The organism is Affinundibacterium danionis (assembly GCF_042432465.1).
GTDB lineage: Bacteria > Pseudomonadota > Gammaproteobacteria > Burkholderiales > Burkholderiaceae_D > Undibacterium > Undibacterium danionis.
In genome coordinates this window covers 536,418-550,108 of the sequence record NZ_JBHLXJ010000002.1, presented here as the reverse complement: position 1 = coordinate 550,108, position 13,691 = coordinate 536,418, and the positions used below count along the sequence as shown (strand labels likewise).

Genomic DNA, 13,691 nt, shown 5'->3' with positions numbered 1-13,691 from the left:
TGAAAGATAGTTATGTTAATTTCACTTGAACAAACAATGTACCAAATGAGTCAGTTTTTTCTACTCCCGACTTTATTGCTAATCGCATTACTATTTCTATTTTCTTGCTATGTAGCCGGCAAATTTTTAATTGAATACATGCAAAGACGTCGAGGTGGAGCACGTCCACTATACCGCTGGTGGGAAACCCATCGCGCAGCGAGCGACGATGAACTGGATGTATTCGCACACAAACAAATGGAAACCGAGCGTATTGTCACACGGGTCGCTCCAATGATGGGTTTGGTTGCAACCATGATCCCGATGGGACCTGCATTGAAATCTCTTTCCGATGGCAATTTTGCGGCCGTTTCCGAAAATTTGATGGTCGCTTTTTCTGCTGTGATTCTGGCATTAATCGCTGCATCCATTACATTTTTTGTCGTCAATATCAGACGCCGTTGGTTGGCCGAAGAGATGTTGGAAATTGCAAACGTCCGTCAACAGGTGATCAAATGAAGCTACTTCACGAACCAGAAAGCGATGATCCAATTTTGTCAGTAGTTAACCTGATCGACGTATTCTTAGTGTTAATCGCAGCCTTATTAATTGTCGTCGCAAAAAATCCTATGCTCAATGCATTTGCTAAAAATGATGTCACGGTCATTAGCAACGCAGGCAAATCCAACATGGAAATTTTAGTGAAGCAAGGGCAAAAAATTGAACGTTATAAAAGTAATGGACAAGCCGGACAAGGTGAAGGCGCAAAAGCTGGTACGGCTTATCGATTAAAAGATGGTTCAATTATTTATGTGCCTGAGGATGAGAGCAATAAATAAGTAATCACCATTGCATCATGCTGACTTGAGCAGGTATCTTAAAAAAACCAATACCTGCTCAAAGTTGGGCGCACAAATTTATCTCTGAAAAGCTTGATGTAATAACAGTAGAGCAAAGCGTCTCTCACACCATCAACGACACAGCGTGCACAACAGCAAAACAGCACAACAACCACATCAACCAGCAGCACTGATTGCATACATAGACACCCGTCGCCATCTCGCAAAATTATTCTTGATGAAGGTAAAGCTTTTACCTCTCATAACTTGCAGTCATACGTGCAAGCCACTAGAGTTCGTTTTTTCTACGTTCAAGTTTGTGCAATGAGCGACTTGATTGCATTTGCTTTTATCTTTCCCAAACTTATATATGAAATCAAGAATTGCCATCACGGCACTCAGCACTATTTCTGCACTTGGAACAAATCCTAAAGAAATTTGGTGTCATTATCAAAGTTCACAAACGCATATTCAAAAGAAATTGATCAACGGCGAAACACAGTTCGTGGCGTGCATTCCTGATGATTTACAAACGCAACTACAATCGATTCGTACAGAAAATACGCAGTACCAACATCTTGATGCGAGTGTTATCAATGCCATGTGGGTCGCACGTCAGGCAATAGAGCAAGCGAAGTGGGAAAATGATCGCCAATTCGGCGTCTTTCTCGGCTCATCAAGAGGAGCGACACAACAATTGGAGACATATCACAGGACATTTTTAGACGGAGGGGCTGTTTCTCCTCATACCTCACCAACGACCACGCTAGGCAATCTGGCAAGTTCAGTTGCAAAAGATCTTAAAGCAACGGGACCTAGCACTTCGTTATCGGTCACGTGCTCCACTTCTCTGCATGCCATCTTGAATGCCGTCGCGTGGCTGCGTTCTGGTATGGAGACCCGATTTCTTGCGGGCGGTAGCGAAGCTGCCCTCACGTCGTTTACGCTTCATCAAATGCAAGCTTTGAAGATTTATGCGAAGGACGATGCAGAATATCCCTGCCGCGCCTTGGATCTGACAAAAACGTATAACAGCATGGTGTTAGGTGAAGCTGCGGGCGTCGCCTGCTTAGACATTAACCCAGAAGCGATTGCCATAGCGTACATTGATGAAGTCGGCTATGCAACGGATGATGCGTTCACCAGCACTGGCATGTCTGAGGCCGCAATTTGCTTTCAGAAGTCAATGCGAATGGCCATCAAAGATACCGATTCTAGCGAGATCGATGTCATCGTGATGCATGCGCCAGGAACAATTAAAGGCGATCTCTACGAGTGGCAGGCGATTCAACAGGTTTTCTCACACGAGAAGCCAATGTGTACGACAAATAAGTGGAAAATTGGGCATACCCTTGGGGCCTCAGGCATACTAAGTTTGCAGATGGCGGCACTCATGCTACAGCATCAACATTTTATACCTGTGCCATATATTCCAGCCACAACTCCTCGCAAGCACATTAGAAAAATTCTCGTGAATGCGGTTGGTTTTGGCGGGAATGCGGTCAGTATTTTGCTATCGCGCTAGTTGGTTAGAAGTGCTACCACAATTAAGTTAGCTAATTTCAAAAGCCACCGCGTTTCTAAAATTTGGTCAAGGTAACTACTTAGCATAATTTCCTAGATATTAGTCGATTTTTATTGAACCATCTGGTTCCCAGTTAACCTTCGTAATTCCAGGTTCAATGTCTTCTAATAGACGTATTTCTCTTTCCTCTGGACTGACAGGATTTAATTGTTCTCTGCGTTGTTCGGCCAAACGTTTATCTTCGATTATTTGTGTTCGGTGATGGGTCGCGACTTCGATAATTTCTTTTAGTTCCTCGGAGATCCATGGCTTTGGTATATAACGAAAAACTTCGGCTTCGTTGACTGCTTCCATTACCGTTCTAAAATCGGCCGAAGCACTAAGCATTAGCCGTATGGTGTCCGGACGAAGTTCCTTAACAATACGTAAAAAGTCAATGCCGTTCATTCCGGGCATATGATAATCCGATACGACAAAATCAAAATCAACCATTGCAATTCGCTCGATAGCAGGTTTTGCGTCGGAGAAACTCTCTATTACCAATTCACTAGTCGCATACAGTTGCTTAATACTACGTGTTAGTGCGGCGAGAACGTTTTTTTCGTCATCGAGAAGAAGTATTCTGCGCATTATGTTTTCCTTTTGGTATGAATGTGTGCGGTTAAAACTCCGCCTCGTGCAACATCGTACAATCTTAACTTTTCAATTGTTGTTTCCTCTAAAACATAGTTCGCTGGCAAAAGCAACATTCCCTCTTGTGAAACCAAATCTGTAGCTATTACCATGCCGGGCAGCAAATTTCTAACTTTGACTATCTGTGTCGCTAAATCAACGTCCTTATCATTGAAGACTCGTCTGAACCCTTCAATTACCCGACTATCATATCGACTTCCTGCACCCTTGATAATGAGCGTCTTTGCGTCATCTGGGAACAAACGCTTCGGGGTTAGCGTACCGATCTGCAATTGATGAAAATCTTTTGCGATTGATAGTATTCTGGCACCTAAAGGTATTTGTTCACCAATCAATCCATCGGGAAATCCTTTTCCATCAAAACGTTCGTGCTGCGAGCGTATTATTTTTGCTGCATCGTGCAAATCATCTAGTGGTAATAAAAGCTGCTCTGCACGAACCGCATGTTTATAAAACAATCCCAATTGATCCGAGTTTAATTGACTTATAGGGGTATTAATTAGTTCATCTGAAAACCCCATCTTGCCGATGTCTGCTAACAATGCGGCAACAAAAATATCTTGTATTGAGCCAGCGCCAAGTTCTAATTTTTGCGCAATTTTTCTAGCAAGATCCGCCACTTGGCGCGAATGCCCTGCTAATTTTCCGCCACGCATTTCAATCACGTTTGAAAATACTTTGATTGAAGTCAGGAAGCTATTTTTTAATTTTTCATTTGCACCCAACAAGAGATCATGAGCATTTCGGAGTTCTTTAGTTCGCTCAAGAATTTTTTGTTCAAGAGTGGCGTTAAGCTCTTTCAGTTCCTCGTTTTGACGAAACGTCAATGCTTCTAATCGCTTCTTTTCAAGCTCCAACTCCTTTCGTTCTAATGCATGCTTGACGATGAGTTGAATGTCTTGATCATCCCATGGCTTCGTTATATAACGATAAATTTCCCCGCGATTAATCGCATCAATAATAGATTGAATATCCGCATAGCCAGTTAATAACAGTCTTACTGTTTCTGGCCACTTCAATCTCACTTTTTCCAAAAAAGTCGAACCATCCATGACGGGCATTCTCATGTCCGAAATAATTAAATCTACTGCTTCTGTTTCAAGCAGTAAGAGACCTTCGGCACCACTATTAGCGATCAAGACATCATAGCCCTGTGATCGAAATAATCTACGCAAAGAAGATAAAATATTGGGTTCGTCATCAACGCACAAAATGCGCGGCTTCGAAGTGGATTTCGGCAAATCAGAATGCGCAGACATTTTATTGTAGTCTTCCATAATCACTGACTCTCTGAAGTGATGTTTTTATCGCTTTGTTGAATTGGGAGGCGAATTTTGAAGCATGTTCCTATTCCTAAACGACTCTCTACAGATAATTCTCCATGGTGTTTTTTGACAATGCCATAAGAAAGCGACAGCCCCAATCCAGTTCCTTTTCCTATCGGTTTGGTTGTAAAAAAAGGATCAAAAATACGCGTTAATAGCTCGGGGGGAATGCCTGAACCGTTGTCCTCTACCTTGATAATGACGTGATCATCCTCTCGTGAGGTCGTTAGGGTAATAGTACCTCGTTCATCCCCCATCGCATGAGAAGCATTTACAACCAGATTAAGAAGCACTTGATTAATCTGTGATGGCAGGCATTCTATATCTGGAATGTCCCCATAATTTTTAACCACATCCGCTTTGTATTTCACTTCGTTATTGACGACGTTTAATGTGGAATCAAATCCTGGGTGTAGATTGACCCATTGCCACTCTAAGTTACTGTCGACCCGCGAAAAATCCTTTAGGTCTTGCACAATTTTTCTAACGCGGTCGATACCCTCTTTTGACTGTTCTATCAGCTCTGGAATATCTTCGACTAAATAGGCCAGTTCAAATTGCTCCTTCATTTTTTTTAGCTGTTCTCTTGATTCGACAGAGCTAATTTGATGTTCTATGGACTCATAGAAACGAAGCATTTCAAACAGACTATCGACATATTTTTCTAATGAGCCTATATTCGAAAAAATATACCCAATTGGATTGTTGATTTCGTGTGCAACACCCGCCGCCAATTGCCCAATAGATGCCATTTTCTCTGATTGCATGAGTTTATCTTGCGCACTCGACAAGTCTTGGTTGACCTTCATTAGCTCAGCGTTTCTTGTCATGAGTTCGTGCTCAATACTTTGTCTATATTGAAGATCCGATTCTAGTCTACTATTTGCCTCCTTCAATTGATTGGTTCGATGAATCACCAATCTCTCCAAATTGGTGTGGGCGTGTTCTAGTGCATGCTGAGCTTCACGACGTTCAGTAATGTCTTCAAGAATTTCAATTGCACCCATTACTTTTCCATCACGATCAAATAGCGGGGCGGCAGTAAAATGCAGCCAGAGTCCATTCTCGCCCAAATTGGGAAAGAAATCGGTAGCGTGATAGGCACCATCGATGAGTGAAGACTTAGCAAGCCTGTCCTGATAAAGCCGATTGACTTTGACGTCGATCTCACGATCAAGAATCAAATCGGCCAGAATAGGACGAGGATACCCATAAAATGGTCGCCATTGGTTTGAAGTGCCAATCATTGACGCCCTAGAATAACCTAAGAAAAACTCAGCCGCTTTATTCCAATGTGTCACAGTGTGGGTCATGTCGATCACAATGGTGCAGATTGGTGTGCTATCGAGAAATTGCGCTAATTCAATGCCTAGATTACTAAGGACATCGTTACTTAGCGCATTTATTGAAACAGTTGATTCCAATCTGCAATTAACCCGATTCAATATTTGAGTAGCTGGCGTAATTGAATCAGGCTCACTGTTCGATTCTTGAGAGTTCTCTTTATTCAACGTATGCTCCGTGGCGTCAATTAGCTTGGGGACTTTTAGTTTTCTTGAATAGCGGGATGGATAGGCAAAAAAATACTAAAGCACGTACCGACATTAATTTCACTATTAACTTCAATACGTCCGCCGTGTTTTTTCACAATGCCATACGACAAGGACAATCCAAGTCCTGTTCCGCTGCCAATCGGTTTAGTCGTAAAAAAAGGTTCAAAAATACGTGGTAGTGCTTCAGGGCTAATGCCACAACCGTTATCGATAAATTGGATGATGACCCAATCATCTTGTTGACAAGTTCTGATCGTAATTTGCCCCATTTGTTTCATTGCGTGGGCGGCATTCACTAGCATATTCATAAAAACTTGATTTAATTGTGAAATAAGACATTTCACTAAAGGTAGCTGCCCATACTCTTTAATCACTGTCGCGCTATATTTAATTTCGTTCATTACAATATTTAAGGTGCTATCTATGCCGTGATGTATATCCGCTTCGATAAGTTGGACTTCCCCAACATGCGAAAAATCCTTTAAAGATTGCACGATATCCTTTACGCGTTTAAGACCATCCATTGATTCACCCAGAAGTTCTTGTACATCAGTACGAAGAAAGTCGAGATCCGCTTTTTCTTGAATAGCTTCAAATCGCTTGGTGACATCATGACCAGCTGGAAATTTTTTAACTAAGAGATCATATTGATCAAGCACCGAAAATAATGTCTCAATATAGTTTTTTAGGGATCCCATATTTGAATTAATAAACCCAATCGGATTATTAATCTCATGCGCGACACCGGCTGCTAATTGCCCAACCGTGGCCATTTTTTCTGATTGTATAAGTTGTTCTTGCGCTTCGTTCAGTTGAGCGATTAAGAGACGTTGTTCCTCCCCTTTTTTTTGCAGAGCAACTTCCATTGACTTACGCTCGGTAATATCAGTGAGTGAGCCAACGACTTCAATGGGGTTTCCTCGTTCATCACGTATCAATTTCAACATATCGTGCATCCAGACATATTGTCCGGTACTGCTTAAAAACCGATATTCATATGTTTTCTTCCCTTCGGAAAACAGCATTGCCAAACTCGAAAAAATCTCTGATCGATCTTCTGGATGTAAATGTTCAAACCAAAAATTTTGATCCTCGATCATTTCTTCAGGGCGATAACCAAGTACATTAAGCGCATTCGCGCTTACAAAGGTCATTTTAAAATCACCTGTTGGCACACTTGTATAAATAATAGCCGGCGTGTTGTCGATCAAATATTGCAAACGATCAGAAGGCGATTTACTCGCTGCATCAGAACCCAACCCCTTAGATGGACGACTAACGAGATCATCAAAATCAAATTGTTCAAAAGCATCAGTTTGGTCTGTCATAATTTATCTTTTCGAGCAGAGACCGAATAAGGGAATATTGATCAAAAGCCTTTTTTTAATTCAATGTGCTAGTGGCAGGCTAGACCTTCAAGCACTCGTAGCGCTTAGCTCATCATGAAAACTAGCAACCAAGGAAATCGTGACGATTTTTCCTTTCGTTGATGAGGTTCCCATGTTGAACCAGCGGACAATAAATTTTTGTTTGTTATATAAAAGTGAATTAAGTGAAGACTCACTAGAGCGCACAATCATTTCCCCTAACTCAGGAAAACAAAACAACAACTCATCACCAAAATTCAAAGGAATCTCTTTAAAAAGTGCAATGGCGGCTTCGTTAATAAAAGCCACCATATATTGTTCATCTAAGCCCAGCACAGCGACAGGTGTATAACGAAGCGCCTCTCTGACAATATCAAGGCTATGTGTATGTATTGTGATCTGGTGTTGCTTCTTTTCGATTGTTTCTGCGAGTTGCCGATTTGCGATCGCGAGTGCAAAACTACTCTCTTGTGCTTGCAGTGAAAGTCTTTTATTTTCGTCTGCAAAGTTCTTATATTGGAATGCCTCCTTTATGCTTTCTCGCAACCTATCATCATCCCAAGGTTTAGTTAGAAAACGATATACGGCACCTTCGTTAATTGCGGCGGTAACAGAACTTAATTCAGTATAGCCAGACAAAATCATGCGTATCGTATCTGGATAATTTATTTTCACTAGGCTCAAGAATTCAACACCCATCATTCCTGGCATACGCTGATCAGAAATAATCACGTCGACTTTATTAGACGCCAAAATCGCCAAGCCATCAGCACCACTATTTGCCGTCAATATCTCGTAACCATCGCGGCGCAACAATCGCTTTAGTGCCGATACAATATTTTGTTCATCGTCAACCAATAGCAATGTTTTTGATATATGGGGAAATCTTATCAAATGCGATTCCAACCGCCGATTATCATGGAGAAGCTGACGCATTTGTTCTCGTTCGAGTGGCCTTGAAAAGTAATAGCCCTGAATCTCGTCAACCAGCTGGTCTCGCAAAAAAACACACTGCGCTTCTGTTTCGACGCCTTCTGCCAACACCCTGAGGCCTAAGTTATGACCCATATTAATAATGGCTTTAACAATCGCTGCATCTGAGCTATTAACTAAAAGTTCTCGGACAAAGGATTGGTCAATTTTAACTTTATCAAAAGAAAAATTTTTCAGATAACTGAGCGACGAATACCCTGTACCAAAATCATCAAGAGCGAGAGAAAAACCGAGATCTCTTAATTTTCCCAAGGTATTCTTACTCGCAATGGGGTCGGTCATCAAAACCCCCTCGGTGATTTCTATACTTAGATTTTTTGGTGCAAGTTGATATTCAGCTAGGATGGTCATTAAATCGTCGACCAAATTGATCTGCGAAAATTGCTTTCCCGAGAGGTTAATCGCAATTGGTGGCATCTGAACCCCTGCATCCAAAGCAGATCGAATGTCGCTGCAAGCGCGATGCAATACCCAACGTCCAATCGCAACAATACTGCTACTTTGTTCAGCAATAGGAATAAATTTCTCTGGACTAATTAGTCCCATGGATGGATGTCGCCAACGAATTAATGCTTCAAAGCCGCAAATACTGCCAGAAACAATATCAATCACTGGCTGATAGTAGAGATCAAATTCACCATTTTGTGCCGATGATTCCAAAGCGAGTTCTATCGATGTTTTTTCCTTTAACCTTTCCGACATTTGAGGATCATATAGCTGATACTTGGCTTTACCATTTTTCTTTACATGGTTTAATGCTATATCCGCACTGGTTAATAATGCATGTATACTTTCGCCATCTTCCGGGTAGTTAGCAGCCCCTATAGATGCAGTTAAACTGATTCTGTGACCGTCTACCTCTAACGGTATCATTAGTTGTCGAAGTATATGTTTGGCAAATTGTTTCGCTTCATTGACATCAGTCTTTGCCAAGAAAAAACAAACTCATCGCCACCTTGTCTAGCGAGAAAATAGTCTGGAGCCGATATTTCTTGTAAGAGTTGCGCAATTTTGATCAATGCAACATCGCCCACATGGTGGCCGAGTGTGTCGTTGATGTTCTGAAAAAAATCGATATCGATCAAAAAAAGCGTCGCTATTTTTTTACTCGAACGGTATTCTTGAGGATCACAAGCATCCAAATAGGCTGTCGCTAACTTGATTAGATTTGGTAGATTTCTTATGCCAGTGAGTTGGTCATTTTCTTGCAAATCTGAGATTTTTTCCTCGAGTTGTTTATCTTGCGTGATATCTCTAAACATACCAATATAGTTCGTCACTTGATCACGAGAGTCGAGCACACGAGTAATAACTAAATGCTGTGGATAAATTTCTCCATTCATTCTCTTATTAAAAACTTCACCTTCCCAAAATCCAAACTGATTCAAATTACGCCACATTTCTTTATAAAAAATATCGTCATGCAATCCGGCAGACAGAATATGAGGCGTATTGCCTATGGCCTCCTCAGCTGAATACCCGGTAATGACAGTAAACATAGGATTCACTGCGATGATCTTTGTTGCAGAATCCGTGATCGTGATCGCGTTCCGATTATACTCAAAAACCATTTTCGCCATTCGCGCATCATCTTCTGCCTGCTTACGCCACGTGATGTCTTGTTGCACTCCGATAAACTGAGTCAATATGCCGTCCGTGAATACGGGACTAATACTGACCTCATTCCAAAATTTTTCACCATTTTTTTTGTAATTGAGAATCTCTACGTGGACTTTTTTTCTTGCTTCGAGCCCAAGGTGAATTTGATGAATGGTAGTCGCGCTGCTATCATCTCCTTGCAATAAATTGCAATTATTCCCGATCAGTTGCTCGTCCTTATACAAAGTGAGCTCTCGAAACCCTTGATTTACATAAGTAATTTTCTTATCGCAATCGGTAATAACGACACCTTGAGAAATCGCATCAAGAGCAGTTCCTTTTAGCCGAAGTACTGTAATAGTGTCTTTGAGCTTTCGCCACAAAATCTGATTATTGATCAGAAAATATAGAGCGCAGAGTACTGCCATGGTGTAGCCAAATATAAATATGTTCGCATTCAGAAAAAAGGTTTGCGCCAAGTCATCAGCGAAAAATCCAATTTTTAAGATCGCGCTGACCATAATTTGTAAGGTAATCAGCATCGGAATCAAAAGAATTATTCGCGCAGACTGCGTAATAAGAACAAAGCTCACAGTAAAATAAATTAGCCAATAAGGTTTGACAATAGTGATAGAAAACCATTCAAAGAAAACTATTTGCCCTAGCAACAAAACAATGGCACTAAGCGTAAGAGTGATTGCTATACTGCGCGATTTAAGTAGTGGAGCTTGCGCAATACGCCACTCCATGATGAGGGGAATAATAAGAAGACAAGCATTCAATTGGCTTAACCAATATGAAAAAAAATGCTGTAACGATTGCGTAAAACTGCTATTGCTTGAGTCTGAAAATAATTGAAAGAGTAAAGGTGTAATTAAACTCAGCGGCACAAAGATAAATCCTGTCGATCTAATTAGATCTTGGACACTTGAAATAGACGCGAATGGTGTTAAGTGTTTACGAAAAACATAAAGTGTAATGACAATCGCACAAACCCCAAATAAGTCAATAGTCAAAATCTGATTAAAAGGCTGTACGAGGCTTGTTAGCGCGAACACCAAGGTGGTGCCAACAATCACACTAAAAATATATTGCGAACCAAAACAAAGTATCACTCCAATCACAAAGCCAGTCAAAAAATTAGGCATAGCAAAGGGATATTGAGGTTGACCTGATAATGTGTGAATTGAGATACCCAACACCCCAAGCATCACAATAATCAGTATGGGAAATAACTGATTCTTCGCGATAAATTTCTTACCCAAAGTATCTGCATCAATCATTTTTTGAGCTCCAAGACACCACATATGTGAATCTAAAAGTAATTCTCTTTTAGTCCATATTAGCAGCTTATTGCCGTCCCACATGGCAAGTTTTTCAAATTAGCAACATTCGCTGTCTATTGAATTGAAGTTTATTTTCTCCAAGGGAACTCTAAAAATTCAAAATGCAAAGTCAGGCAAGATGCGAGAAAAAATTTTTGCCCGATGGGTGTTGACGCGCATCCAAAATTGACCATGTAAACGCAGTTGGGGGTCAAATTTGAGTGTGCGCCAACACACAGCTTACAAATTCAATATACGGGCTGGCTAGCGTCAAGTGATGGGGGCAATGGTTTGACGACTGCAGCTTACCATTACGCTAGCCTGCTTTTCTGATTTAATTCATGTACTTAGGGCTTAAGTAAGTGCCATTCGAGCCTGACCCCATACTGGCAATTGGCTTTAACTATTTATTAATTTGTCTTGCTTGTCGCAAGTGTCCTTCAAGAAGGCGATAAAACCAAAAAGATTCTTCATGTTGTTGTAAATGTAGGAAACGAGCCGGTGAAGCGCCCGTGACCCGTCTAACCAATCTACCCATGTGCGATTGATCAGAAAAACCAGAAGCAGCGGCGATGTCCGCCAGTGGAGGCGTGTTCTGGCTAGGCGCATCAACAATTTGTAGCATTACTTCCTCGACTTTAGTAAAACAATCAAGATCTTGTTGACTTTGCCCGGTGAGTTGTTTGATACGGCGCTGCCATTGACGTAGTCCAACGCCAGTGTCCGAAAAGCTGGCTCGTGTCAGTAATGAGCGTATCCATTCACCAAGCAGTGGGGTCGTGTGATGTTGTCTTTGCTGTTGCCAAAGTGGCAGTAGTAAAGTTTCCAAGGCGTGAAAAACGGAGTTACTTTTTTGATGAAAAAGCGCATTGGCCAAATCGAAAAAAGCGGGGGGCGCAAGGGCTTCCAATGGCTCAATTCGATTGCAGATATCTCTTATCGGCAACTGAATGAGCTTCGCCAGTGCCTCAGGATAAAACGCGACGGACAAAGCATGCACAGGTCCGGGGGACCAACTGGCGCAGGGCTTGGTTTGCGGCCCTGCGACGACGATCTTCGGCAAGGCTGGCCCTAAGCTTGGCATACGTTCATGGTTTTCGATCACCATGTGCAATTGTCCCTGAAAGATCCAACTAATTTGTGGTAAAGGGCTGGCGGGATAATGATTGAAGCGATCCTGATCAGATAAGCTACGTCCAAGCGTGTTGCGTTCGACGCCCGAGAAAATGCAAGAAGCGAGGAGAGTTTGCGGTAGATGCAGATAGGCAGAGTCGTCGCACGATGTCGTCATCGTTCTATCCGAAATACTCTTCACACTGGCATCCTGTGTTTTATTTTGCATAGGAGCAGATATCATGGTGACAACAATTATTCAAGGGCGTATCTCGCATCGCATTCGGAGTATTTATCATTTATATGAAGTGAGTGCGAAAGTTTTGTGGCGACGATTGATAGGAAATCCATTGGAAAAAGAATGGCCTATCATGTTTGAAATTGGTACTTTGTTTTGGCGCCGCCAATTCAATTATGCCATGTCCTTACCCGATATTCGTGAGACAAGAGCATTTCTCGATAGCGTTTTCACCGTGCTCGACAACACTGACGATGTACGTATTGCACCAAGTGGACATGGTGAGCCGCCTGGCGATTGGTTTGAACCCAGCAATGCGCGCACCGATGTGACGATGCTCTATTTGCACGGTGGCGGCTATACGTTTTACATGGACGTGACTCGCCACTACATTGCACTACTCGCTAAAACCTTGGGTATTCGCATCTTTGCCCCGGATTATCGTCTAACGCCTGAACACCCACACCCAGCCCAGATGGACGATGCGGTCGCAGCCTATCGGTGTCTACTGGCTGATGGATGTGAACCCCAATCCATTATCGTTGCAGGCGAATCAGCCGGTGGCCACTTGGTTCTTATGTTGCTCTGGCAGTTGATTGAACAAGGCTTACCGCAACCTGCTTTGGGAATGCCGATCAGCGCCTGGCCAGACACCACGGATCGCGGCAAAAGTTTATTCGAGAATGATTACTACGATATGGTGCAAGGGTATATGACGCAAGACTTCTCCCGTTGGTTAAAAGGGAATACCAACTATAACGATGCGATGGTGTCGCCGATCACGAAAGACTATCGTCAAAGCGCACCGATTTATATGCAGGCGGGTGGCAAAGAAATCTTGGTGGATATGAACCGTGATTTCGCCAACTATGCCGCGCAGCAAGGCGCTCGAATCCGACTAGATGTCTGGCCACATATGACCCACGAATTTCATGCCTATGGACAGCATCACCCCGATAGCAAAGCGGCCCTGCAACAGATGGCGCTCGCAATTGATTGGGCGTTGGCGGGAGCGTCGGCCGGTGGTTTTTTGGCCTTAGATCTTACGGAGACGGACAGTTTATAGTAAGGATATGAGGTGGCGTCGCATTACTGATTGACGCCATGTAGTGGCTTAAATCTCAGTCAACGATACAAGCTTT

General features: G+C 42.3%; 11 protein-coding genes. 4 read left to right on the top strand and 7 right to left on the bottom strand.

Translation table 11 applies throughout. From position 1 onward, the window contains the following. The first annotated feature begins 12 nt into the window (after nucleotides 1–12). From ACFFJH_RS02455 to ACFFJH_RS02445, 3 genes are all read left to right on the top strand, one after another. On the top strand, nucleotides 13–498 hold the full coding sequence (locus ACFFJH_RS02455) for a MotA/TolQ/ExbB proton channel family protein (RefSeq protein WP_390209791.1): 486 nt from the start codon (nucleotides 13–15) through the stop codon (nucleotides 496–498). Continuing rightward, nucleotides 495–818 (top strand): DUF2149 domain-containing protein, encoded by a 324-nt coding sequence (locus ACFFJH_RS02450; protein WP_390209789.1) that lies wholly within the window; start codon nucleotides 495–497, stop codon nucleotides 816–818. The genes ACFFJH_RS02455 and ACFFJH_RS02450 overlap by 4 nt, the downstream gene beginning before the upstream one ends. Nucleotides 819–1,188: 370 nt before the next feature. Beyond that, nucleotides 1,189–2,343 (top strand): beta-ketoacyl synthase N-terminal-like domain-containing protein, encoded by a 1,155-nt coding sequence (locus ACFFJH_RS02445; protein ID WP_390209788.1) that lies wholly within the window; start codon nucleotides 1,189–1,191, stop codon nucleotides 2,341–2,343. A 99-nt stretch (nucleotides 2,344–2,442) separates the two neighbouring features. On the opposite strand, the gene ACFFJH_RS02440 is transcribed toward ACFFJH_RS02445, so the two are convergent. The 7 genes from ACFFJH_RS02440 to ACFFJH_RS02410 all read right to left on the bottom strand — a co-directional run bounded on the left by ACFFJH_RS02440 (nucleotide 2,443) and on the right by ACFFJH_RS02410 (nucleotide 12,540). Beyond that, the gene (locus ACFFJH_RS02440) at nucleotides 2,443–2,973 is read right to left on the bottom strand and encodes a response regulator (RefSeq protein ID WP_390209787.1); all 531 of its coding nucleotides are present in this window, start codon (nucleotides 2,971–2,973) and stop codon (nucleotides 2,443–2,445) included. Further along, nucleotides 2,973–4,313 (bottom strand): response regulator c-di-GMP phosphodiesterase, NosR family, encoded by a 1,341-nt coding sequence (gene nosR / locus ACFFJH_RS02435; protein ID WP_390209786.1) that lies wholly within the window; start codon nucleotides 4,311–4,313, stop codon nucleotides 2,973–2,975. Before nosR ends, ACFFJH_RS02440 begins: the two co-directional genes overlap by 1 nt. 2 nt (nucleotides 4,314–4,315) lie before the next feature. Next, nucleotides 4,316–5,872, bottom strand: coding sequence for an ATP-binding protein (locus ACFFJH_RS02430; RefSeq protein ID WP_390209783.1), 1,557 nt, complete (start codon nucleotides 5,870–5,872; stop codon nucleotides 4,316–4,318). A 35-nt stretch (nucleotides 5,873–5,907) separates the two neighbouring features. Beyond that, complete coding sequence (locus ACFFJH_RS02425; RefSeq protein ID WP_390209782.1) at nucleotides 5,908–7,173, bottom strand: ATP-binding protein; 1,266 nt, start codon at nucleotides 7,171–7,173, stop codon at nucleotides 5,908–5,910. Nucleotides 7,174–7,329: 156 nt separating this feature from the next. Continuing rightward, a complete protein-coding gene (locus ACFFJH_RS02420; protein ID WP_390209781.1) occupies nucleotides 7,330–9,207 on the bottom strand; it encodes an EAL domain-containing protein in 1,878 nt (625 codons plus the stop codon). Beyond that, entirely contained in the window at nucleotides 9,147–11,156 is a 2,010-nt protein-coding gene (locus ACFFJH_RS02415) for a PAS domain-containing protein (RefSeq protein WP_390209779.1), read from the bottom strand. Before ACFFJH_RS02415 ends, ACFFJH_RS02420 begins: the two co-directional genes overlap by 61 nt. A 445-nt stretch (nucleotides 11,157–11,601) precedes the next feature. After that, nucleotides 11,602–12,540, bottom strand: coding sequence for an AraC family transcriptional regulator (locus tag ACFFJH_RS02410; protein ID WP_390209777.1), 939 nt, complete (start codon nucleotides 12,538–12,540; stop codon nucleotides 11,602–11,604). A gap of 13 nt (nucleotides 12,541–12,553) precedes the next feature. On the opposite strand from ACFFJH_RS02410, the gene ACFFJH_RS02405 reads away from it, so the two are divergent. Further along, nucleotides 12,554–13,615 carry an alpha/beta hydrolase gene (locus ACFFJH_RS02405; RefSeq protein ID WP_390209776.1) on the top strand — a complete coding sequence of 354 codons (1,062 nt, stop codon included), beginning with the start codon at nucleotides 12,554–12,556 and terminating at the stop codon, nucleotides 13,613–13,615. The last annotated feature ends 76 nt before the right edge of the window (nucleotides 13,616–13,691 follow it).

What these genes read in the sequence shown, in the direction of transcription:
- ACFFJH_RS02440 (WP_390209787.1), bottom strand. Translation starts at nt 2,973, where the DNA reads ATGCGCAGAATACTTCTTCTCGATGACGAAAAAAACGTTCTCGCCGCA.
- nosR (WP_390209786.1), bottom strand. Translation starts at nt 4,313, where the DNA reads ATGGAAGACTACAATAAAATGTCTGCGCATTCTGATTTGCCGAAATCC.
- ACFFJH_RS02450 (WP_390209789.1), top strand. Translation starts at nt 495, where the DNA reads ATGAAGCTACTTCACGAACCAGAAAGCGATGATCCAATTTTGTCAGTA.
- ACFFJH_RS02445 (WP_390209788.1), top strand. Translation starts at nt 1,189, where the DNA reads ATGAAATCAAGAATTGCCATCACGGCACTCAGCACTATTTCTGCACTT.
- ACFFJH_RS02455 (WP_390209791.1), top strand. Translation starts at nt 13, where the DNA reads ATGTTAATTTCACTTGAACAAACAATGTACCAAATGAGTCAGTTTTTT.
- ACFFJH_RS02405 (WP_390209776.1), top strand. Translation starts at nt 12,554, where the DNA reads ATGGTGACAACAATTATTCAAGGGCGTATCTCGCATCGCATTCGGAGT.
- ACFFJH_RS02415 (WP_390209779.1), bottom strand. Translation starts at nt 11,156, where the DNA reads ATGATTGATGCAGATACTTTGGGTAAGAAATTTATCGCGAAGAATCAG.
- ACFFJH_RS02410 (WP_390209777.1), bottom strand. Translation starts at nt 12,540, where the DNA reads ATGCAAAATAAAACACAGGATGCCAGTGTGAAGAGTATTTCGGATAGA.